We start from the raw sequence: 22,705 nt of genomic DNA on the forward strand, positions 1-22,705 counted from the left end.
CAGTGGAATGAGGGCGGTCAGCGGAATTCCCATCACGAGAATACCAGGGGCTCCGTGCCCCCAAGACTGTGGTGCGGGTGGACCTCAGGCCTCAGAAACCAGCGGCTTGCTGTTTTTCAGATGCCGCTTGACCAGAGTCCGCGTTTGCCCTCCGGTTCGCGGGATGAGCCGCGCCATTTCGGGCGCATAGGTTTCGGACATGATCTCGGGAAAAAGTTCTGCGATTTCGGCGGTGGCCTCTTCACCTATGCTTTTGAGGGCCTGTGGTCCTGTGAACAGGCTTTCCGACGGCGCCCCTTCGGCAAAAATCACCTCATGCCGATCAAACAGCATGTGAAAATACGTCACCTGCTGGTCGTCTTCTTCGATGGAAATACCAGGCATCCCAACCAGTTCGTGCGCAGGCACCAGAACCTCGTGCTTGGCAAACATTCTGGCCGCGATCGGGGATCGGACCAGCATCCGATGCTGCCTGGACACTCGCAGGTCGTCTTTGGGCAGACCATTCCCAAGCGCGCCCCTTGTGATCCGAACCGGCCGCAGCTTTGGCTTGACCCTCAGATCGATGCTGTCCAGTTCGCGCGAACCGATCCAGCGGATTATCTGGGGCCCATTGTCCAGGGTCGTGACCACATCGCCCGGCTGCAAGGTCTCGATCAGGCGTGGACCATCAGGCGTCTGGATGCTTGTCCCTTCCACAAAGCAAGGGACAACAGTGTCGACATCGATGTCCGGGCCATTGTCGATAATGGCGGTGATGGTCAGCGTCGTGTTCAGGGGCGGAATGGTCCCGCCGATAAAGCCCAGAAAATACCCGTCCTCGCTGTCGACCCCGATCGAATTTCCGTCCCCATCGAGGTCATAGTCGAAAAGGCCGATCTGGTAGGTATTCGTGCCGTCCGTCACCGAAACGGTGAAATCCCAGAAGATGATCTCTCCGTTCAGGGTCTGGGTCGGGTCGTTGCCGGTCTCGTTTGAGATGTTGTCGCCATCGATAATCGTGGCGTCTGCGCCGTCCTGGATCGTGATCTGGCTGTAGGCCGATATCTGGAATGTGGATCCCACGACACTGGATGAAGCCCCTGCATCGGACAATGTGCTGTCAGACCGAAAGGCACCATATACGTTCGTGGGCATGTGGCCCCTCCACCAAATTTATTAACGCAGACAAATAGTCACTTTACCGAAGAATTCGTAGGATTTGAGGCTCGTGCAGGTCAAGTGCCGCCGCGGGAAAACTTCGAAGTTGTGACCGGCAGGCAAGTCATCGTCGTGTCGATCGCCTGTTGGAAAGGCCGAAACAAACGAAAATGGGGCGTTGGAAAACATCTCGCCCTTGCGGTTGCGGGAAAACCGGGCCATGCGCTTGCACATGACCTTTGACACGATCATCCTTGGTGCCGGAGCCGCCGGCATGATGTGCGCCGCCCACTGTGGCGGGCGTGTTCTGGTGATCGATCACGCCAAGGCAGCCGGAGAAAAAATCCGCATCTCGGGCGGTGGGCGCTGCAACTTTACCAACATGTATGCGGGGCCGCAGAACTTCCTGTCGCGAAACCCCCATTTCTGCAAATCGGCGCTGGCGCGATACACGCAGTGGGATTTTATCGATCTGGTAAACCACCACGGCATCGCCTGGCATGAAAAAACTCTGGGTCAGCTGTTCTGTGACGGGTCGTCAAAGCAAATCGTTCAGATGCTGCTGGACGAGATGCAGCGTGCGGGGGCCGAACTGTGGATCCGAACCGAACTGAAGGACCTGCGCAAGACCGAAGGCGGCTTTGCACTGGATGTCGAGCGTGAAGGTAAACGCCTGAGCCTGACCTGCGCCAATCTGGTGCTGGCCACGGGTGGCAAGTCGATCCCCAAGATGGGTGCGACCGGGCTGGCCTATGACCTTGCCCGGCAGTTCGGGCTAAGGCTGACGGAAACGCAGGCGGCGCTGGTGCCTTTTACCTTTTCGGACGGCAAGTTCCGGGACTTGTCTGGCGTGTCCCTGCCCGCACGGTTGTCAAACGCGCGGACCAGTTTTGACGAGGCGCTGTTGTTCACCCATCGCGGCCTCAGCGGACCATCGGTGCTGCAATTGTCGTCCTATTGGCGCGAAGGTGAGACGATCAGAGTGAACCTGATCCCGGATCTGCCACTGTTCGACATGCTGCGGGACCAGCGGCAAAGCGGTGGCCGCAAGGCTCTGACCACGGAGCTGGCGCGCCACCTTCCCGCGCGATTGGTGGATTACCTGAAACAGTACATCCCGATGCAGGGCAATCTGGCGGATCAGTCCGATGACGCGCTGAACGACCTGATCGCGTCCCTGTCCGACTGGCAACTGACGCCTTCCGGCACGGAAGGCTATCGCACTGCCGAGGTCACGCTGGGCGGAATTGACACCGACGACCTGTCGTCCAGAACGATGGAGGCCAGGGATGTCCCCGGCCTCTATGCGATTGGCGAAGCGGTGGATGTCACCGGCTGGCTGGGCGGTTACAACTTCCAATGGGCGTGGTCTTCGGGCTACGCCGCCGGAACTGCAATCGCGGGGCGTTAGCCGACGACGTTGTACCCGCGTCCGCGCATGCAGTTGCGCACGATAACTTCCTTGTTCTGGTTTTTCGCGATGACATCCGCGCCCGCACCGATCACCGCGCCGGCGGCGGCGGCCCTGCCCAGGTTGGAACTGCTGTCCTGAATGATGGCGGTCGTGGCGGCAGCACCCGCTGCGCCGATCGCCGCGTTGCCGGCGGTCGAGCCGTCAACGCTGGCCTGCGACGCCGCCAGCTGCTGGCATTGCGCCAGATCCGAATTGTAGTTCGGACCCACAGGGCCATCGATGACCGGTTGGTAATTGGCACCGGAGTTGGCGCAGGCCCCCACCAGAACAAGGGCGGGAAGGACCAGAAGTGACTTGCGATTGAACATTTTCGTGACCTCGTATTGATTTACCCGCAGGTAATACCGCCGGGGACAGTCTTCAAGCAGGCAGGGTCCAAGCCTGCCCGAACCGGCGGTCTATTGCAAACGCGGCTCAGTCCAGCCGTAGGCGCACCTGCGCGGTGAAGTCATCTCCGCGCTGCTCGAAATTGTCGTACTGGTCGAAACTGGCCGCTGCCGGAGCCAGCAATACCGTTTCACCCGGCTGCGCGTCCTGCATCGCGCGCTCGACCGCCATGGCCATCGTGGTGCAGATTTCGGTCTCGACCTCAAGCTGCATGGCGAATCCTGCGGCCTCGCGCCCGATCACGTAGGCTTTGCGGACCTGGTCCTTCACCTCGTTCAGGCCGGACAGGCCGCCGTCCTTTTCCAGCCCCCCACAGATCCAGCGGATGTTGCGGAACGCGCTCAGCGCCTTTACCGCGCTGTCCACATTGGTCGCCTTGGAATCGTTCACATAGGTCACATCGTTTGCTTCGGCGATGATCTGGCTGCGATGCGGCAGGCCGGGATAGCTGTGCAGGGCCTGCTCGATCATTTTTGGCGCAAGCCCCACTGATCGGCAGGCAGCATATGCGGCGCAGGCGTTCTGGTGGTTATGCGCCCCTGGCAGTCCCTTGATCCCACGCAGGTCGATTGATCCGGCCTGGCGCCCCTTGCGGTACTCCGAAAGAAACCCCTTGCGGGCAAAAACCTGCCAGCCCGGCCCGGTCAGCTTGCGCGCAACCGATACCCGGATGACGCGGTCGTCGGCAGGGCCTTCGGACATCTGACCGGCCAGAAACGCGCCTTCGGCCTCATCCACGCCGATGACCGCGCGATCCGGTCCGCCTTCGGCAAACAGGCGACGCTTGGCGGCGAAATACCCGCCCATGCCGCCATGGCGGTCCAGATGGTCGGGCGAGAGGTTGGTGAACACAGCCACATCCGGCGTCAGCGCACGGGCAAGTTCGGTCTGATAGCTGGAAAGCTCAAGCACCACGACCGAACCATCACCGCCGGGATCAATATCCAGCACTCCGCGTCCGATATTCCCGGCCAGCTGCGCCTCGCGTCCGGCCTCGGTCAGGATGTGGTGAATCAGTGCTGCGGTGGTGGATTTGCCGTTCGACCCGGTTACGGCGATCACACGTGGCGGGGTGTCAAAATTGTTCCATGTCTGATCCGCGAATGACCGGAAGAACAGGCCGATATCGTTGTCGACCGGCACACCGGCCTCAAGCGCGGCCGCCACGACCGGGTTGGGTTCGGGATAGAGATGCGGAATGCCGGGGGAGACGATCAGAGTGGCGATGTCATCGAAGGCCCCATGACGCCGCAGATCGGCACAGGTGAACCCTTCGCCTGACGCTATGTCACGCGCCGTCGGGTTGTCATCCCAGCAGATCGCATCGGCCCCACCCGCCCGCAGCGCACGCGCCGTGGTCAGACCGGACCGGCCCAGCCCCAGAACCGCAACTTTCTGCCCTGAACACCCTTTGACCGGGATCATGCCGCCACCCTTCCTACGACCTTCGATTGGCCGCCACACTGCGCAGAAGACCTGACCGAAGGCAAGGGTCCGGAAAGGCTCGCGCGGCAGCGCGAGCCGGGCCCAACAGGTGGCAGGCGGACCGCAGGTCCGCCGAACCTGGCGGGAGCGTTAGCGGACCTTGAGCGTCGCCAGACCGATCATCGCCAGGATCAGCGAGATGATCCAGAAGCGGATGACGATCGTGGGTTCCGCCCAGCCCTTTTTCTCGTAATGGTGATGGATCGGCGCCATCAGGAACACGCGGCGGCCTGTGCGTTTGAAATACAGCACCTGAATGATCACGCTCAGCGCCTCGACCACGAACAGCCCGCCGACAACGGCCAGTACCAGCTCGTGTTTGGTGGCCACGGCAATTGCGCCCAGCGCCCCGCCCAAGGCCAGGGATCCGGTGTCACCCATGAACACGGCGGCAGGCGGTGCGTTGTACCACAGGAACCCAAGCCCCGCCCCAAAGAGCGCCGAGGTGAAGATGAAAATCTCACCTGTGCCTGGCACGTAATGCACATCCAGATACTCGGTGAAGTCGACCCGCCCCACTGCGTAGGCGATGATGCCCAGCGTCGAAGCCGCTATCATCGCGGGCATGATCGCCAGACCGTCCAGACCATCGGTCAGGTTCACCGCATTGGCGGCCCCGACAATCACCACGATCGAGAAGGGAATATAAAAGATGCCCAGATTGATCAGCGTGTCCTTGAAGATCGGCAATGCCAGCTGGCTTTGCAGCATTTCGGGGTGATTCAACGTCGCCCAAAGCGCCGCCAGGGCTGCAATGATGATGCCCAGCGCCATGCGCATTCGGCCGGACACGCCTTGTGTGTTCTGCTTGGACACTTTGGCATAATCGTCGGCAAAGCCTATGGCCGCATAAGCCAGGGTTACGAACAGTACCATCCAGACATACGGGTTATCCCATCGCGCCCAGATCAGCGTCGATGTCACCAGCGCCCCAACGATCAGCAACCCACCCATCGTGGGCGTTCCGGCCTTGGAAAAATGCCCCTCTGGGCCATCATCGCGGATCGGCTGACCTTTGCCCTGCTTGCGGCGCAGCACGTTGATCAGCGGTTTGCCGAACAGGAAGCCGAAGATCAGCGCCGTCATGAAGGCACCGCCCGCACGGAAGGTGATATACCGGAAGAGGTTCCAGAAATCTCCTCCGTCCGACAGGCCGGTCAGCCAATACAACATAGCGATACCTTTCTCACGCGGTGGTCACGGTGGCAAACGCTCATGACCCGGGCGCGCCCACTTGCCCCATTTTGCGTAAACCGTCAACAATACGGGCCAGCGCCATGCTCAGCGAGCCCTTGGCCAGAACGGTGTCTCCATCCCGGACCAGTTCCGGCAGGCGGTCGGCCATCTCGGCGCTGGTCTCAAACCACAATCCCCGTTTTTCTGCGGGCAACGCCTGATGCAACGACTGCATCAGCGGGCCGATGCAATGGATCTGATCGACCTCGCCCATGGCAGGCAGGTCAGCCATACCGGCGTGCATGGCGATTTCCTGCGCGCCCAACTCCTTCATATCGCCCAGAAATGCGATCCGGCGGGAGCCGCGCGACGCGGCCAGTACATTCAGCGCCGCCTCCATCGAGGTGGGGTTGGCGTTATAGCTGTCGTCGAGCAGTTCGATATTGCCGCCTTCTGCCAATGTGACTTGCTCGCGCACACCACGCCCTTTGACCGGCGACCATTGCCCCAGTCCAGCGATCGCCTGATCCAGGTCCACACCCATTTCGACACAAGCTGCCAATGCGCCCAATGCGTTCATGGCAAAATGCAGACCAGCGGACCTGACGCCAAAACGGATCGTTTTGCCGCCCACCATTGCCGCCGCGGAAACCGAATCAACCTCCTGTGTCGCGCCTCCCAGAATGAAATCCTTCCCATCGCGGCCAAATTCGACTGTTTTCAGGCCGAGCTTCTGCGCACATTCCCGCAGGATGTGCGCGTGTTCGATGTCCGCATTGACGATGGCTGCGCCGCCTTCGGTCAGTCCCTCAAAAATCGCGGCCTTTTCCCGGGCGATAGCAGCTACCGACTCGAAGGCTTCGAGGTGAACCGCCGCCACAGTCGTCACCAGCGCCACATGCGGCTTCGCCTGCCGCGCCAGCGGCGCAATCTCGCCCGGGTGGTTCATGCCGATCTCGATCACCGCAAACTCGGTGTCGCGCGGCATCCGGGCCAGCGTCAACGGCACTCCCCAGTGGTTGTTGTAACTGGCGACGCTGGCATGGGTCCTGCCTTGCGTTTCCAGGATCGTAGCAAGCATTTCCTTGGTCGAGGTCTTGCCGACACTGCCGGTCACACCAACCACTTTCGCATTTGTCCGGGCGCGTGCGGCCTGCCCCAGCGCTTCGAGCCCCGCCTGAACATCGTCGACGATCAGCAATGGCGCGTCGCCTGGCACGCCATCGGGAATACGCGAGACCAGCGCTGCGCCTGCGCCCTTCTCAAGCGCCTGCGCCACAAAGTCGTGCCCGTCACGCGCGGCCTTCAGTGCGACAAACAGATCGCCCGGCTGGATGGTGCGGGTGTCGATGGACACGCCGTTTGCTTCCCAGTCAGAGGTCGCACGCCCGCCGGTTGCCGCGGCAGCCTCAGCCGCTGTCCAGAGCGTCATGCCACCCTCCCGTCCAGTGCGGCCACGGCGATACTGGCCTGTTCCGCATCGTCGAACGGCAAAACCTGATCGCCGACAATCTGGCCCGTCTCGTGCCCTTTGCCCGCAATCAACAGCGCGTCACCCGGTTGCAGCGCGTCGATGCCACGCAGGATGGCTTCGGCGCGGTCACCCACTTCGGTGGCTTCCGGCGCGCCATCCATGACGGCGGCACGGATCGTGGCCGGATTTTCGCTGCGCGGGTTATCGTCGGTGACAAAGACGATGTCAGCGTGATCAGCCGCAGCCCTGCCCATCAGCGGGCGCTTGGTGGCATCCCGGTCCCCGCCCGCGCCGACGATGGCGATCAGGCGACCCATGACATGCGGGCGCATCGCTTTCAGCGCCGTGGCGACTGCGTCAGGCGTGTGGGCGTAATCGACAAAGACCGCAGCCCCGTTTTCGCGGGTTGCGGCAAGCTGCATCCGCCCGCGAACCGTTGTCAGATACGGCAGGGTTTCGAACACACGCTCGGGTTCATCCCCGGCCGCGATGACCAGCCCGGCGGCCAGCAGTACGTTTTCGGCCTGAAACCCCCCGATCAGGTTCAGGCGGGTCAGATGCGTTTTGCCCTGCCACGAAAACCGCAAATCCTGCCCGGTCGCGTCAAAGCGCTGGTTCATCAGGCAAAGGTCCGCATCGCCCAGCCCGACTGTCAGGACGGTCTGACCGCGCTGTTCGGCAATCCGGCGCACCTGGGCCCCCTTGGGATCGCTCAGATTGACGACGGCTGTTCCATCCTGCGGAAGAACCCGGTCGAACAGGCCCATTTTCGCGGTGAAATACGCCTCGAACGTTTCGTGGTAATCCAGATGATCCTGCGTGAAGTTCGAGAATCCGGCGGCCGAAAGGTGCACACCGTCCAGGCGGCGCTGCTCGAGCCCGTGCGAGGACGCCTCCATCGCGGCGTGGGTCACGCCATTCCCCGCTGCCGCCGCCAGACAGCGATGCAAGGTGATAGGTTCTGGCGTGGTGTGGGCCAGCGGCGCGGTCCATGCGCCTTCGACACCGGTGGTGCCGAGGTTCACGGCGGCGTGGCCAAGCTCGGTCCAGATCTGGCGGACAAACGTGGCAACCGAGGTTTTGCCGTTGGTCCCAGTGACGGCCACGATGGTTTGCGGCTGCGCGCCGAACCACAGGGCTGCGGCGCCTGCCAGCGCCTGACGCGGATCTTCGACAACAATCAGGGCCGCGTCCGATGCAGCCAGTTCGCTGGCCGCGATCTCAGCGCCTATGGCATCGGTCAGGATGGCGGCGGCTCCCATGCGCAGAGCGAACTGGATGAATTCGCCCCCATGAACGCGTGTCCCGGGAAGCGCTGCGAAGAGAAAACCGTCTTTGACCTCGCGGCTGTCAACCGCCAGACCGGTGATGTCGGGATTCGCGCCGCCCCGCGCGGTCAGGGCCAGTTGGCTTAGTTTCTTTGACCTTGCGCCCATGACCCACCTCTTGTCCGACGGCCTAGTTCGAGGTCAGCGTTATAGCAGCGCGCGCCTCAGGCTCAAGCCGGGGTCTGAGGCCCAGCAAAGGTGCGACCCGGCCGATCAGTTCGGCAGCCACCGGGACGGCCGTCCAGCCTGCCGTGCGGCGTTTTTCGCCATAGGCCACGATCGACGGTTCATCGAGCGTGACGATCAGAACGTATTTCGGGTCGTAGGCCGGGAAGATCGTCGCAAAGGTGGCGATGACCTTGTCGTCATAGTAGCCCCCGCGCGGTTTTGGCTTGTCGGCGGTGCCGGTTTTGCCCGCGACATCATAGCCTGCAACTTCACCAAAGCTGGCAGTCCCGTCCGTCACGACCTTGCGCAACATCTTCTGGGCCTGCTGCGCCGCATTTTCCGACAGCACACGGGGCCCGTATTGCGGACCGTTCTTTCGCAGGATCGTGGGGCTGACATAGTGGCCGCCATTGGCTATCGACGCATACCCGGCCGCCAGATGCATGGGGCTGGTCGACAGACCGTGACCATATGAGATGGTGACGGTGCTCAATTCGCCCCATTTCTTGGGCTTCAGGGGCGCGCCACCTGCTGCCTCGACAATTTCGAACGGGGTGGGTTCGAACATGCCCAGCGATTCAAGGAAATCCTGTTGCCGCTGTGCGCCAATTTGCAGGGCCAGACGCCCGGTGCCCCGGTTCGAACTGTGGACGATCACGTCCGCCACACTGATCTTGCCGTAGTTCTTGCCGTTGAATTCACCAATCGGAAAGCGCCCGATCTTCATCGGGCCCGAGGTGTCGATGATGGTGTTCGAATTCACCAGCCCAAGCTGTACTGCCTGCGCGGCGGTGAAAATCTTGAAGACCGATCCCAGTTCGTAGACGCCCTGAACATAACGGTTGAACAGCGGGCTGTCCGAGGGATCAAACCCCGAAGTCGGCGGGCGCGGACGGTCATTGGGATCAAAGGACGGCAGGGAGGCCGCCGAAATCACCTCGCCCGTGTGGGCATTCATCAGGACAGCCGAAGAACCTTTGGCATTCATGATCTTCATGCCGCCGTAAAGCACCTGTTCGACCGCGGCCTGAACGGTCAGGTCCAGCGACAGTTGCAGCGGCTTGTTTCCGTTGGCCGGATCGCGCAGATACTCGTCAAACTGTTTTTCAACACCGGCAACGCCAATCACCTCAGCCGCGCTGACGCCTTCGCGACCAAACCCTGACCCACCGAGGATATGCGCGGCCAGCCTGCCGTTCGGATACAGCCGCATCTCGCGCGGGCCGAACAGGATGCCGGGGTCGCCGATGTCGTGCACCGCCTGCTTTTGCTCGGGCGAGATACGTTTCTTGATCCACAGAAACTTGCGGTTGCCGGTGAAGTCCTTGACCAGACGATCCTTGTCGAGATCGGGGAAGATAGCCACAAGCTGATCGGCGGCGGCAACCGGGTCGATCATCAGCGGGGGCTGGGCATAGACCGAATAAGTGTCCAGATTGGTCGCCAGAATGCGCCCGTCGCGATCGACAATATTGGCGCGCTGCATTGCGATGGCCGCACCGGGGGCGCTGGCCAGTGGCTCCTGCGCTTCGGACGTGGCAAGCATTCCCATCCGCACGCCAACGACCGAAAAAGCACAAAAGAAGAACAGGCCAAGCACCAGAAGACGCCCTTCGGCACGGGCGCGGGCGCGGTCTTTCATGCTCTCGTGACGTTGGCGAATGTTCTCGCGCTCGATGGCCTTGGGGTTTTCGCCCCGGGCGCGGGCGTCAAGAATGCGGGCCAGTGGGCGCAGAGGCGTGCGGGTCATGGAAACTGTACCTCGCCCAGCGCCTGAATGCTTGTGATGGCCTGCAGTTCGATCGGATCAACGATCGGCAGGTCGGGGTCTTCGGCATAGGCGATCTGGTCGGCGCGCCCGAACTGCTCGGCCCGCAGCGGCAGCAGACCAAGCCGTTCAAAGTTCAAATCCGCCAGTTCGCGCAGCCGGTCGGGTCGGTTCAGATAGGCCCATTCGGCGTCAAGCACGGCCAGCCGAACCTGCGCCATGCCAATTTCACGTTGCAGACCTTGCGTTTCCTTCAACACCTGCTGGGTGCGGTAATTCTCCTGATAGGCCCACAACGCCAGTCCGAACACGGACAGAGCAGTCAACACATACAGAACACTCTTCATCTTGCCCTTCCCCCCAGTTGCGGCATGCCGATTGCACGGGCGTCAATTTCCCCTGCAGGCGCCTCGGTTCGCACAGCCACACGCAGCTTGGCCGAGCGTGCGCGCGGGTTTTCCTGCAATTCCTGATCATCCGGGCCGACGGCTTTGCGGGTTTTCAGGGTGAATTGCGGCTGTTCCTGTTCCATCTCGGGCGCATAGCGATTGGCGCGGCCCGTTTTCCCTGCGCGCGCCTGGAAGAACCGCTTGACCATCCGGTCCTCGATGGAATGGAACGTCACAACGGCCAGTTGCCCGCCCGGTTTCAGCGCGCGTTCGGCGGCCATGAGGCCCTGAAACAGTTCCTCGTATTCGGCGTTCACGGCAATGCGCAGCCCCTGAAAGCTGCGGGTCGCCGGGTGCGACTGCCCCGGTTTCGGGCGCGGCAGGCAGGATTCGATGATTTCAACCAGACGCAGGGTCGTTGTGATCGGCGCATCCGCCCGCGCCCGTGCAATCGCTTTGGCGATGCGGCGGCTGGCGCGTTCTTCGCCATAGTGAAACAGGATGTCGGCCAGTTGCGCCTCGGTTGCGGTATTCACCAGATCGGCGGCGCTTTCGCCATCCTGACTCATCCGCATGTCCAGTGGACCGTCCTTCATGAACGAAAATCCACGCTCGGCCTGATCCAGTTGCATGGACGAAACACCAAGATCCAGCACGACACCGTCCAGATCCTGAGCGTATTCATCCAGTTGCGAGAAAACGCCGGGCTGCATCACCAGTCGGTCGCCGTAATCACCTGCCCATCCGGCTGCCATCTCAAAAGCCAGAGGATCGCGATCGACACCGATAACCTTGTCGGCGCCAGCCTCGAGCAGCGCACGCGTGTACCCGCCCGCACCAAAGGTTCCGTCCAGCCAAACGCCCGAGACGGGCGCAACGGCGGCCAGCAAAGGACGCAGCAAAACGGGGATATGGGGTTTGTCGGAAGGGGACCCGGCACCGGCCATGCCGTTACGCGTCCCCGACGCCGTCTAGGAACTCCAGAGGATCGAAGTCTTCGGGCTGATCGTCCAGCCAGTCTTCGGCCGCGGCCAGTTCTTCGGTCTCGTAGGTTTCGGGCTTCCAGATCTGGAACGTGTCGCCGGCGGCGATAAAGAAGGCCTCGTTCTCAAGCCCGATCTTGTTGCGCAGCTTGGCCGGCAGGACCAGACGCCCGGTTTCGTCGACCGTTGTCGGGAAGGACTGGCCATGGAACATACGCTGCAGCATCTTGCGCTGCATCGACCCGCGCGGCAGTGCATTAATCTTTTCGTCGACCTCGTCGATCGCCTGCATTGTATAACATTCAAGGAACTTGCGGCGGTGATCCCCGTAGACAATCACCAGTTCGGGGGTATCTCCAGGTTGCCAGTTGGGGTCCGAAGCCTCTAGCACACGGCGAAACGAGGCCGGGATCGAAACCCTGCCCTTCGTATCCACCTTGTGGTGGCTTTCACCTCTGAACCTGCGCGCCAAGACGACTGTCCCTTTCGCTTGCGCCCCACTTGATCTTTACGTTCCCCCCTGATGAAAAACGGCGGGTTGATCTGCTGCCACTGATCAACCCGCCGCATTCGCCCGCTGTGCGGGGATGTCCAGCTGCGCGCGCCACCTGGGGGGATGTCTGCTCGCCCGCGCGCCGGATCTGTTAAGTGATGAAAGCGAGATGCCTGTATGAAACCTGATTGTTTTTGGTCGGGGTCGTTTGGTGCCCCATCTGCCTCGTCCTCATCGGATGTATTAGGGATGACATGGGAAATCATGGAAATCAACAAGTTTTTTGGGCACTGACGTATTCTGGACGCAATCCACACGCGAAAAATCAACATAAAATTCACCAATGGACACCATAAATAGACACTCTTGGTCGACTACACACAACATATCCACAGAATTTGCTCAGCCCAAACTGTCCCATGATTTCCCATAAAATTCGAATTCTCCTTGCATCGGTTGGCGAAAAATCGGCATTTTGCCGAACACCGCCTCGAATCAACCGTGTCGAATGGCGCAATTACCCCACACACATCGCAAGAACACCGGCAGCCCATGAATTCCCATCCGGAATGCAAGGGCCCCTTAACATGTGAATGTGCATGTGCCGAACGATCGGCCTGGACACCATTTCCATTCCTCCATCACGCCCATGCGCCGGAGAGCTTCACCCAAAAGCACACCCGCCGAAGCCCCAAAGGTGACCCCACGGCACCCGCTACCCCTGGGCGCGACTGCCCCAACAATTTGATATCTATGCGTTTGCTGCATAGCGGCATTGACGACGCCCGCTATTGTGCATCTGCAGCATTTGCCTATTTTCATCCTCAAGCAAACGCCGGAACACTTCGGCAAACGATCAAGTCAGAGGCATTGAAAATGGCAGTCGCAACCAACCACTCCGCGCTTGGCAATGCACCGGCAACCGGGCTGGTGGCACTGTTTGAAGCAGTAAAAACACGTTTTGTTCGCTATCGCCTGTACCGCCAGACACTTAACGAGCTGTCGGGCCTGTCGAACCGCGAACTGGCCGATCTGGGCCTGCAACGCTCGATGATCCGTCAACTGGCCCTGCAGGCCGCTGCGGATTACACCGCGCAGTAAGCGCACAACAGTTTAACGAGATCAGGTCCGTCCTCCTCCCTTTGGACCTGCATTTCGGCGGCGGCATCTCTCCTCCTCCCTGATGCTGCCGCCCCAAATACCGGCCCTGATAGCCGGGACATGACACATCGGGGCTCTCCTCCTCCCTACCCCGATGTTGAAAGCACGCGGCGACACTTATTCTCCTCCCTTGTGTCGCCGCGTCTTCCTCATACCGGGATCAGACCCGGGTTCGGATACATCGGGGCCTTCCTCCTCCCTGCCTCGATGTTGAAAAGAACGGCGGTTCCCCTTCCTCCTCCCTGGGAACCGCCGTTTTTTGTTTGTGCTTGTGTGTGTAAGGTGAAGCCGGAACCGAAGTTTCAGGAGTTTCCAATGGCTGCATATTTCATCGCCCAGATCACAATTCGCGACCCAGACGGATACCAGAAATACCTTGAAGGGTTCATGCCTGTCTTTGACAGGCACGGAGGTCGCCTTCTGACAGTATCATCCAAACCGGTGGACGTGATCGAAGGCACCTGGGCTGAGGAAGGGATAGTCCTTATGGAGTTTCCGTCGATCGAAGCCGCAAAGGCATGGAAAGACGATCCCGACTACGTCGAACTGGCGAAAATCCGGCACAAGACCGCGACGGCAAACATGGTTCTGGTCGAAGGCCTTTAAAACGGAACGTCATCCTTGGCGGACAGAAAGCGCGAGACAACCTTCTTCATGCCCGCCTTGTCAAAATCGACCTCGACCTTGTCCCCTTCGATACCGATCACTGCGCCATAGCCGAATTTCTGGTGGAATACCCGTTCGCCCAGCGTGAAACTGGCCACCGCGGTCGCATCGATGACGGTGTTGCGGCTTTCGCGCGGTTGCGACATGCCATACTGACCCTGCCGCGCCTGCATCCGTTTCCAGCCGGGTGAGTTGTAGACGTTTGCTTCGGCGGCGCGGGTTTCGATCCCGGCCGTGGTCTGACCGCCACCGTAGAGACCCGGAGGCGTCAGAACCTCCACATGAACTTCGGGCAATTCATCGATAAATCGGGACGGCATCGAATTCTGCCACTGACCAAAAACGCGCCTGTTGGCGGCAAAGGAAATCGTGCAGACCTCCTCCGCGCGGGTGATGCCGACATAGGCCAGCCGCCGTTCTTCCTCGAGGCCTTTGAGGCCAGCCTCGTCCATCGACCGCTGCGAGGGGAACAACCCGTCCTCCCACCCCGGCAGGAACACGGCGGGAAATTCCAGACCTTTGGCGGCATGCAGGGTCATGATCGACACTTTCGCGCCATCCGATTCCTGTTCGTTGTCCATCACCAGGCTGACATGTTCCAGAAAGCCCTGCAGGTTTTCAAAATTGTCCAGCTGGTTGACCAGTTCCTTGAGGTTTTCCAACCGCCCCGGGGAATCTGGATTCTTGTCGTTCTGCCAGTGCGCCGTATAGCCGGATTCGTCGAGGATAATCTGCGCCAGTTCGATATGAGTATGTTCCGGTTCGCCAAAGCGTGTGGGAGCGGTGCCATCATCAATGACGGAATCGTCGTCAACCTCGATCCTGGGTCCCCGGGTCATTGCGTTCCAGCGGGCCAGCCCATCGACAAGCTGGCGCAAGGCCGCGCCGCCCTTGCCTTTGATCAGCCCTTGTTCCACCGCAATCCGCGCGCCTTCGACCAGAGAGACGCCATTCTGTCGGGCGGTCGCCTGAATCGTCTGCTGCGCCTTGTCGCCGAGGCCACGTTTGGGCGTATTCACGATCCGCTCGAACGCCAGATCGTCTTCGGGGCTGATGACCAGCCGGAAATAGGCCATGGCATCGCGGATCTCCATTCGCTCATAGAACCGCGGGCCGCCGATGACCTTGTAGGGCAATCCAATGGTCAGAAAACGGTCCTCGAAGGCACGCATCTGGTGGCTGGCGCGCACGAGAATGGCGATTTCATCAAGGGTCATCGGCCGCACGCCACGGGTGCCGCCCTGCATCGCGTCGATTTCCTCGCCAATCCAGCGCGCTTCTTCTTCGCCATCCCAGTGGCCGATCAGCCGGACCTTTTCGCCGTCCTGCTCGTCGGTCCAAAGCTCTTTGCCCAGGCGATTTTCATTGCCGCGAATGACATTCGACGCGGCGGCGAGGATATGCGGGGTCGAGCGGTAGTTCTGTTCAAGCCGGACGACATAGGCACCGGGGAAGTCTTTCTCGAACCGCAGAATGTTGCCCACCTCGGCCCCGCGCCAGCCATAGATCGACTGGTCATCATCGCCCACGCAACAGATGTTCTTGTGACCGCCCGCCAGCAACCGCAGCCACAAGTACTGGGCGATGTTGGTGTCCTGATACTCGTCCACCAGAATGTAACGGAACCACCGCTGGTATTGTTCCAGCACATCCGCATGTGTCTGAAAGATCGTGACCATGTGCAAAAGCAGATCACCGAAATCCACCGCGTTCAGCTCGCGCAGACGGGTCTGGTACTGGGCGTAAAGGTCGACGCCCTTGTGATTATAGGCTCCGGCATCAGCAGCAGGTATCTTGTCGGGTGTCAGTGCACGGTTTTTCCAGTCATCGATGATTCCCGCCAGCATCCGCGCAGGCCAGCGCTTGTCATCGATATTGGCCGCCTGAACCAGTTGCTTGAGCAGGCGCAACTGGTCGTCGCTGTCAAGAATCGTGAAGTTCGATTTCAGCCCCGCAAGTTCGGCGTGGCGACGCAGCAGCTTGACGCAAATCGAATGGAACGTGCCAAGCCAAGGCATCCCTTCGGCGGGCTGGCCGAGCAGGCGGCCGACACGCTCTTTCATTTCACGCGCAGCCTTGTTGGTGAATGTCACCGACAAGATCTCGTTGGGACGCGCCCGCCCGGTATTCAGCAGGTGCGCGATCCGGGTCGTGAGTGCCTTGGTCTTGCCGGTCCCTGCCCCGGCCAGCATCAGAACCGGACCGTCAAGCCGTTCAACCGCATCGCGCTGCGCCGGGTTGAGATCATCCAGATAAGGCACGGCACGCGCGGCCATTGCCTTTTGGGACAGTGATGCGCCCTCGAAGGCGTCCATTTCGTCAAAACTGCTCATGCCCCCAAACTACGCCGGATGCGGCCAGAGGGAAAGGGTTTGTTCACGGCTTGTTCACAAAGAAATCGCAGAAGATAATATACTGGTTTCCAGACAAAACCTTTGTGTACATCCGGCGATCTTACCTTTCTGCAAAAGCTTGTTTCTGATGCCCGGTCCATTGCTGTGGGAGAGCATATGACGAAGCAGGCGACATGGGCGGTGCGAAGTTCGCGGCTGAAAATGGTAGGCGTTACGCTGATGCTGATCGCCCTATCGGCGGCTGCCGGTTGGGGAATTAACGCCGTACCCGCGCGCGAAGGATGTCCAGCTCACCTTCAATACCACTGTCGAAGATAATTGGCAGGTCCGTCGATGCCTTGACCCGCGCAGAAAAAGTACGGCTGGCGGTTTAATCCGTTGCGGTCAGATATAGTGAAAAATCCCTGCCCCGCATTACGATTTCGTTTGGGGTCGCCTATTGCCCGGTGCACGAAGTCATGCCGCAGGATCTTCCGCGCGCGGCGGATGAAGCGCTCCATACCGCCAAGGACCGGGGCCGAAATCAGGTGCAGATTGCCAACTCCGCGTCCTTCGGCGCAGACATCGGGGACAGCCTAGTTCGGAAAAAGGGGGCCAAAATCAAACCGTCGTCCTCGACAGCCGCTTGAAAAACTTGCCGAATCGCGCGGCAAATCGGATCAATCCTCATGGACCTGCACAGTGCATATCCCGGCATTGCCGATTTGAAACGACTTGCGCGGCGTCGGTTACCGCGCTTTGTCTGGGAATTTGTGGAAAGTGGCACCGGCGCTGAAACCCTGATCCGGCGCAACCGCGAAGCGCTGGACCGGGTTACACTGACCCCGTCGATCCTGCATGGCGAACTGGAGTTCGACACAAGCAAGAAGCTGCTGGATCACGACTGCGCCCTGCCGTTCGGTATCGCCCCCATTGGAATGTCGGGGTTGGTCTGGCCGGATGCCGAAGGCATTCTGGCCCGCGCTGCGGCCACGGCCAACATTCCCTACACCTTGTCTACGGTCGCCAGCCAGATGCCCGAAGATCTGGCCGGCCACATCGGCGAAAACGCCTGGTTTCAATTGTATCCGCCACGGGATCCCGACATCCGCACCGATATGCTGGCCCGCGCGCGCGATGCGGGATTCCGGACGCTGGTGCTGACTGCGGATGTACCGGTTGCTTCTCGGCGCGAACGGCAGGTGCGGTCCGGGTTGACACATCCGCCAAGGCTGACGCCGCGCCTGCTGGCGCAGATTTCGCGATGCCCGGCCTGGGCCATGGGGATGCTGCGTAAGGGACCACCCAGAATGCGCACGCTCGAGAAGTATTCGGACAGTAGCCTCAACCTCCCTCCTACGGCACATATCGGGTATCTTCTGAGAACGTCGCCGGACATGGAGTACGTATCCTGGCTGCGCGACAACTGGGATGGTGCATTTGTCGTCAAAGGCGTCCTGCGGCCGGAAGATGCCGTTTCGCTGCAAAAGGCGGGCGTTGACGCCATATGGGTGTCGAATCACGGTGGCCGTCAGTTTGACGGCGCGCCCGCCAGTATCGATGCGCTACCGGCCATACGCGCAGCGACGGACCTGCCGATTATCTTTGACAGTGGTATTGAAGGTGGGCTGGATATCCTTCGTGCGCTGGCCCTTGGCGCGGATTTTGTCATGCTGGGGCGCGGGTTTCTCTTTGGTCTGGCGGCGTTAGGCGAACGCGGCCCCGCTCATGTCATCGACATCCTGCGGCAGGATCTGAAGGCCAATATGGGCCAGTTGGGCCTCGCAAGTTTACAAAATGTGACATCTGCAATCACAAATATTGATGCTGCATCGCAGCATGTGTAAGTAGATTGCGCCAACAGGCGGCGTTTGCGAGCGATAACATGCCGGTTCTACCCAGAACGACTGATATACGTGCGCGTATTGTCCGCCTATGAACACGGCCACACCATAAAGACCGGGACCTGACATGACCGACTTCAAAAAGATCCTGATCGCCAATCGCGGCGAGATTGCTATTCGCGTGATGCGCGCGGCCAACGAGATGGGCAAACGCACCGTTGCCGTCTTTGCCGAGGAGGACAAGCTTGGCCTGCATCGCTTTAAAGCGGATGAGGCATATCGCATTGGCGAGGGGATGGGGCCGGTTGCCGCTTATCTGAGCATAGACGAGATCATCCGTGTCGCCAAAGAATGCGGAGCGGATGCGATCCATCCGGGCTATGGCCTGCTATCGGAGAACCCGGACTTCGTGGATGCCTGCGTCCAGAACGGCATCACTTTCATCGGTCCCAAGGCCGAGACCATGCGCGCGCTTGGCGACAAGGCCAGTGCCCGTCGTGTCGCCATCGAGGCAGGAGTTCCGGTGATCCCGGCGACCGAGGTTTTGGGCGATGACATGGACGCGATCCGCAAGGAAGCCGCCCAGATCGGCTATCCGCTTATGCTCAAGGCGTCCTGGGGCGGCGGCGGGCGCGGTATGCGTCCGATCGAGTCCGAGGACGAACTGGAAGAGAAAGTCCTGGAAGGTCGTCGCGAAGCCGAAGCCGCGTTCGGCAATGGCGAGGGTTATCTGGAAAAGATGATCACCCGCGCCCGGCATGTTGAAGTTCAGATTCTGGGCGACAAGCATGGCGAGATCTACCATCTCTACGAACGCGACTGTTCGGTCCAGCGCCGGAACCAGAAGGTCGTGGAACGCGCCCCCGCCCCTTACCTGAGCGAGGAGCAGCGTGCCGAAATCTGTGAGCTGGGCCGCAAGATCTGTGCCCATGTGAACTATGAATGCGCGGGCACGGTCGAATTCCTGATGGATATGGAAACCGGCAAGTTCTACTTCATCGAGGTCAACCCGCGCGTTCAGGTGGAACACACCGTCACCGAGGAAGTTACCGGCATCGACATCGTACAAGCCCAGATCCTGATCGCCGAGGGCAAGACGCTGGCCGAGGCGACCGGGGCCGCCAGCCAGTCGGACGTTCAACTGAACGGCCACGCCCTGCAAACCCGGATCACCACCGAGGACCCGCAGAATAACTTCATCCCCGATTATGGCCGCATCACCGCCTATCGCTCGGCCACGGGTATGGGTATCCGTCTGGACGGCGGCACGGCCTATGCGGGCGGAGTGATCACGCGGTACTACGACTCGCTGCTGACCAAGGTGACCGCTTGGGCACCAACGCCGGACAAGGCGATCCATCGGATGGACCGCGCGCTGCGTGAATTCCGCATCCGCGGCGTCAGCACCAATATCGACTTTGTCATCAACCTGCTGAAGCACCCGACCTTCCTGTCGAACGAATACACCACCAAGTTCATCGACACGACGCCAGACCTGTTCCAGTTCAAACGCCGTCGGGATCGGGGCACCAAGGTTCTGACCTATATCGCGGACATTACCGTGAACGGGCACCCCGAGACCAAGGATCGCCCCGAACCGCGCGCCGACCTGAAAGAGGCCAAGCCCCCTGCATTGAAGGGTGAACCCAAAATGGGCACCCGCAACCTGCTGGAGCAGAAGGGCCCGCAGGCCGTGGCCGACTGGATGAAAGCGCAGCGGCAGCTGCTGATCACCGACACCACCATGCGGGACGGCCATCAATCCCTGCTGGCGACCCGGATGCGGTCGATCGACATGATCAAGGTGGCGCCGACCTATGCGGCGAACCTGCCGCAACTGTTCAGCGTTGAATGCTGGGGCGGCGCGACCTTTGACGTGGCCTATCGCTTTCTTCAGGAATGCCCGTGGCAGCGTCTGCGTGACCTGCGCGAGGCGATGCCGAACCTGATGACACAGATGCTTCTGCGCGGCGCGAACGGGGTTGGCTATACCAACTACCCCGACAACGTGGTGCAGGAGTTCGTGCGTCAGGCATCGAAGAATATCGACGTCTTCCGCGTATTCGACTCGCTGAACTGGGTCGAGAACATGCGCGTGGCCATGGATGCGGTGGTTGAAAATGGCAAGATCTGTGAAGGCACCGTCTGCTATACCGGTGACATTCTGGACCCCGATCGCGCCAAGTACGACCTTAAATACTATGTCGGCATGGCCAAGGAACTGCGCGACGCCGGTGCACATGTTCTGGGCCTCAAGGACATGGCGGGTCTGCTGAAACCGGCCTCGGCCAAAATCCTGATCCGCGCGCTGAAGGAAGAGGTCGGTTTGCCGATCCACTTCCACACTCATGATACTGCCGGAATCGCCAGCGCCACCATTCTGGCCGCGTCCGAGGCGGGCGTGGACGCGGTGGATTGCGCGATGGACAGCTTCAGCGGCAACACGTCTCAGGCAACGCTGGGCACCGTTGTCGAAGCGCTGCGCCATACCGAGCGTGACACCGGACTGGATATCAAGGCCATCCGCGAGATCAGCGATTACTTCGAAGCCGTTCGCGGCCAGTACGCGGCCTTTGAATCCAGCCTGCAGGCCCCTGCATCAGAAGTGTACCTGCACGAGATGCCCGGCGGCCAGTTCACCAACCTCAAGGCGCAGGCACGTTCGCTTGGGCTGGAGGAACGCTGGCACGAGGTGGCGCAGATGTATGCCGACGTGAACCAGATGTTCGGGGACATCGTTAAGGTGACGCCGTCCTCCAAGGTGGTCGGTGACATGGCGCTGATGATGGTCAGCCAGGGGCTGACCCGCGCCGACGTGGAAAGCCCCGAAACGGATGTGGCCTTCCCGGATTCTGTCGTCGACATGATGCGCGGCAATCTGGGTCAGCCTCCGGGCGGGTTCCCCGACACGATCATCAAGAAGGTCCTCAAGGACGAAGCGCCCAATACCCAGCGCCCCGGCAAGGACGTGCCCGCCGTGGATCTTGAGGCCACCCGCGCCGAACTGTCCAAGCAACTGGAAGGCAAAGAGGTCGATGACGAGGATCTGAACGGATACCTGATGTATCCCAAGGTCTTCCTGGACTACATGGGCCGCCACCGGATTTACGGTCCGGTCCGCACCCTGCCCACGCGCACCTTCTTCTACGGCATGGAGCCCGGGGAAGAGATCACGGCGGAAATCGATCCGGGCAAAACGCTGGAAATCCGCTGTCAGGCGATTGGTGAAACCGATGAAAAGGGCGAGGTCAAAGTTTTCTTTGAACTCAATGGTCAGCCCCGTGTCATCAGGGTGCCGAACCGTCTGGTGACCTCGACCACGCAGGCCCGGCCCAAGGCCGAGGCGGGCAACCCCAACCATATCGGCGCGCCGATGCCGGGCGTTGTCGCGACCGTTTCAGTCACCGCCGGTCAGGAGGTCAAGGAAGGCGACCTGCTGCTGACCATTGAAGCCATGAAGATGGAAACCGGCATCCATGCCGAACGCGATGCGGTGGTCAAAGCGGTTCACATTCAGCCTGGCGGCCAGATTGACGCAAAGGACCTTTTGGTCGAACTGGAATAAGCCGACAAACAGGTTAATGTCAGCCGGGCCGCGCAGGACACTGCGCGGCCCTTTTTCATGCCCCTGCGGAGCCACGCCATGCTGACCATTACCCCGATCTACGCCGCGCTGATTGCCCTCCTGTTTCTCGCGCTCAGCCTTAACGTCATCCGGCAACGGTTCATGGGGCAAATCTCGGTCGGCGACGGCGGCAACAAGGCGCTGATCAAGGCCATCCGCACGCATTCCAACTGCGTCGAATACGCGCCGTTCACGCTGTTGCTGATCGCTATGGCCGAAATTCAAGGTGCGGGGGGCGTTCTGGTCAACCTGATGGGCTTGGCGATTCTGTCCGGGCGATTGCTGCATGCCTACGGATTCGGGCGCACACCTCAGATCGTGATTCTGCGCCGGACGGGAATGTTGCTGACATTTGCCGCCATTCTGGTCGCTGCGGTCACCAACCTCGTGCTGGCGCTTTAGGGTCAGCCAGCCAGCACCTCGACTTCAACCGGGCATGCAGGCTGCCATATCTGTTGGGCGGTCTGCCCTTTGTCGCCACCGGCCTGCGCCACGATGCCCGCCATGAACATCGAAACAACCAGCACCGAGAGTTTCAGGGTTTCTTTCGGGTTCATCTGTCACCTCCGCCGTTCTTTCCTGACGTGTTCAGACAGTTGAACGGATGGGGTCCGGATTTCCGTCGCCAGAAAAGAAATTTTGCGGAAGATGCGTTTTTCCTCTTGCAGCTTTGCGCCAGAATTTATACTTCACGCCTCACTCAACGGCGCGGGCGTAGCTCAGGGGTAGAGCATAACCTTGCCAAGGTTAGGGTCGGGCGTTCGAATCGCCTCGCCCGCTCCATTGAGAGGTCTTTGGACCAACATATGTA

19 protein-coding genes and 1 tRNA gene are annotated in these 22,705 nt (G+C 60.6%); 8 read left to right on the forward strand and 12 right to left on the reverse strand.

What is annotated here, in order from left to right; all coding sequences use genetic code 11:
- Positions 1-84: 84 nt before the first annotated feature.
- Positions 85-1,137, reverse strand: coding sequence for a Hint domain-containing protein (locus ACR0J2_RS07980; RefSeq protein WP_480812227.1), 1,053 nt, complete (start codon positions 1,135-1,137; stop codon positions 85-87).
- Positions 1,138-1,372: 235 nt separating this feature from the next.
- Between ACR0J2_RS07980 and ACR0J2_RS07985 the strand changes: the two genes are divergently transcribed.
- Positions 1,373-2,551: a BaiN/RdsA family NAD(P)/FAD-dependent oxidoreductase gene (locus ACR0J2_RS07985; protein ID WP_480812228.1), complete on the forward strand. Its 1,179-nt coding sequence runs from the start codon at positions 1,373-1,375 to the stop codon at positions 2,549-2,551.
- Here the strand turns inward: ACR0J2_RS07985 and ACR0J2_RS07990 are convergent.
- From ACR0J2_RS07990 to mraZ, 9 genes are all read right to left on the reverse strand, one after another.
- Entirely contained in the window at positions 2,548-2,922 is a 375-nt protein-coding gene (locus tag ACR0J2_RS07990; RefSeq protein WP_480812229.1) for a glycine zipper family protein, read from the reverse strand. The two genes, ACR0J2_RS07985 and ACR0J2_RS07990, sit on opposite strands and share 4 nt — an antisense overlap.
- A 106-nt stretch (positions 2,923-3,028) precedes the next feature.
- Positions 3,029-4,426 carry a UDP-N-acetylmuramoyl-L-alanine--D-glutamate ligase gene (gene murD, locus ACR0J2_RS07995; protein ID WP_480441397.1) on the reverse strand — a complete coding sequence of 466 codons (1,398 nt, stop codon included), beginning with the start codon at positions 4,424-4,426 and terminating at the stop codon, positions 3,029-3,031.
- A 150-nt stretch (positions 4,427-4,576) separates the two neighbouring features.
- On the reverse strand, positions 4,577-5,659 hold the full coding sequence (mraY, locus tag ACR0J2_RS08000) for a phospho-N-acetylmuramoyl-pentapeptide-transferase (RefSeq protein ID WP_170615220.1): 1,083 nt from the start codon (positions 5,657-5,659) through the stop codon (positions 4,577-4,579).
- 40 nt (positions 5,660-5,699) lie between these two features.
- Positions 5,700-7,094, reverse strand: coding sequence for a UDP-N-acetylmuramoyl-tripeptide--D-alanyl-D-alanine ligase (locus ACR0J2_RS08005; protein WP_480812230.1), 1,395 nt, complete (start codon positions 7,092-7,094; stop codon positions 5,700-5,702).
- Positions 7,091-8,572 (reverse strand): UDP-N-acetylmuramoyl-L-alanyl-D-glutamate--2,6-diaminopimelate ligase, encoded by a 1,482-nt coding sequence (locus ACR0J2_RS08010; RefSeq protein WP_480812231.1) that lies wholly within the window; start codon positions 8,570-8,572, stop codon positions 7,091-7,093. The genes ACR0J2_RS08005 and ACR0J2_RS08010 overlap by 4 nt, the downstream gene beginning before the upstream one ends.
- Before the next feature lie 22 nt (positions 8,573-8,594).
- A complete protein-coding gene (locus ACR0J2_RS08015; RefSeq protein ID WP_480812232.1) occupies positions 8,595-10,382 on the reverse strand; it encodes a peptidoglycan D,D-transpeptidase FtsI family protein in 1,788 nt (595 codons plus the stop codon).
- Positions 10,379-10,747, reverse strand: a complete 369-nt coding sequence (gene ftsL, locus ACR0J2_RS08020) for a cell division protein FtsL (RefSeq protein WP_480812233.1) — start codon at positions 10,745-10,747, stop codon at positions 10,379-10,381. The genes ACR0J2_RS08015 and ftsL overlap by 4 nt, the downstream gene beginning before the upstream one ends.
- Positions 10,744-11,736: a 16S rRNA (cytosine(1402)-N(4))-methyltransferase RsmH gene (gene rsmH, locus ACR0J2_RS08025; RefSeq protein WP_480812234.1), complete on the reverse strand. Its 993-nt coding sequence runs from the start codon at positions 11,734-11,736 to the stop codon at positions 10,744-10,746. Before rsmH ends, ftsL begins: the two co-directional genes overlap by 4 nt.
- A 4-nt stretch (positions 11,737-11,740) precedes the next feature.
- Positions 11,741-12,244 (reverse strand): division/cell wall cluster transcriptional repressor MraZ, encoded by a 504-nt coding sequence (mraZ, locus tag ACR0J2_RS08030; RefSeq protein WP_170677960.1) that lies wholly within the window; start codon positions 12,242-12,244, stop codon positions 11,741-11,743.
- Positions 12,245-13,141: 897 nt separating this feature from the next.
- Here mraZ and ACR0J2_RS08035 point away from each other — a divergent pair.
- A complete protein-coding gene (locus tag ACR0J2_RS08035) occupies positions 13,142-13,366 on the forward strand; it encodes a DUF1127 domain-containing protein (protein WP_170615206.1) in 225 nt (74 codons plus the stop codon).
- 375 nt (positions 13,367-13,741) lie between these two features.
- A complete protein-coding gene (locus ACR0J2_RS08040) occupies positions 13,742-14,032 on the forward strand; it encodes a DUF1330 domain-containing protein (protein WP_480812235.1) in 291 nt (96 codons plus the stop codon).
- On the opposite strand, the gene ACR0J2_RS08045 is transcribed toward ACR0J2_RS08040, so the two are convergent.
- Positions 14,029-16,425: an ATP-dependent helicase gene (locus tag ACR0J2_RS08045; RefSeq protein WP_480812236.1), complete on the reverse strand. Its 2,397-nt coding sequence runs from the start codon at positions 16,423-16,425 to the stop codon at positions 14,029-14,031. The two genes, ACR0J2_RS08040 and ACR0J2_RS08045, sit on opposite strands and share 4 nt — an antisense overlap.
- 425 nt (positions 16,426-16,850) lie before the next feature.
- On the opposite strand from ACR0J2_RS08045, the gene ACR0J2_RS08050 reads away from it, so the two are divergent.
- The 4 genes from ACR0J2_RS08050 to ACR0J2_RS08065 all read left to right on the forward strand — a co-directional run bounded on the left by ACR0J2_RS08050 (position 16,851) and on the right by ACR0J2_RS08065 (position 22,296).
- On the forward strand, positions 16,851-17,075 hold the full coding sequence (locus ACR0J2_RS08050) for a diguanylate cyclase domain-containing protein (protein ID WP_480812391.1): 225 nt from the start codon (positions 16,851-16,853) through the stop codon (positions 17,073-17,075).
- A 39-nt stretch (positions 17,076-17,114) separates the two neighbouring features.
- Positions 17,115-18,272, forward strand: coding sequence for an alpha-hydroxy acid oxidase (locus ACR0J2_RS08055; protein WP_170677968.1), 1,158 nt, complete (start codon positions 17,115-17,117; stop codon positions 18,270-18,272).
- Between the two features lie 124 nt (positions 18,273-18,396).
- A complete protein-coding gene (locus ACR0J2_RS08060) occupies positions 18,397-21,834 on the forward strand; it encodes a pyruvate carboxylase (protein ID WP_480812237.1) in 3,438 nt (1,145 codons plus the stop codon).
- Between the two features lie 78 nt (positions 21,835-21,912).
- Positions 21,913-22,296, forward strand: a complete 384-nt coding sequence (locus ACR0J2_RS08065; RefSeq protein ID WP_170615194.1) for an MAPEG family protein — start codon at positions 21,913-21,915, stop codon at positions 22,294-22,296.
- A gap of 2 nt (positions 22,297-22,298) precedes the next feature.
- Here the strand turns inward: ACR0J2_RS08065 and ACR0J2_RS08070 are convergent, their stop codons facing one another.
- Complete coding sequence (locus tag ACR0J2_RS08070; protein ID WP_321254170.1) at positions 22,299-22,451, reverse strand: hypothetical protein; 153 nt, start codon at positions 22,449-22,451, stop codon at positions 22,299-22,301.
- 151 nt (positions 22,452-22,602) lie between these two features.
- Here ACR0J2_RS08070 and ACR0J2_RS08075 point away from each other — a divergent pair.
- Positions 22,603-22,677, forward strand: a tRNA-Gly gene (locus tag ACR0J2_RS08075).
- The last annotated feature ends 28 nt before the right edge of the window (positions 22,678-22,705 follow it).

It is taken from the genome of Ruegeria sp. CG4 (assembly GCF_056537185.1).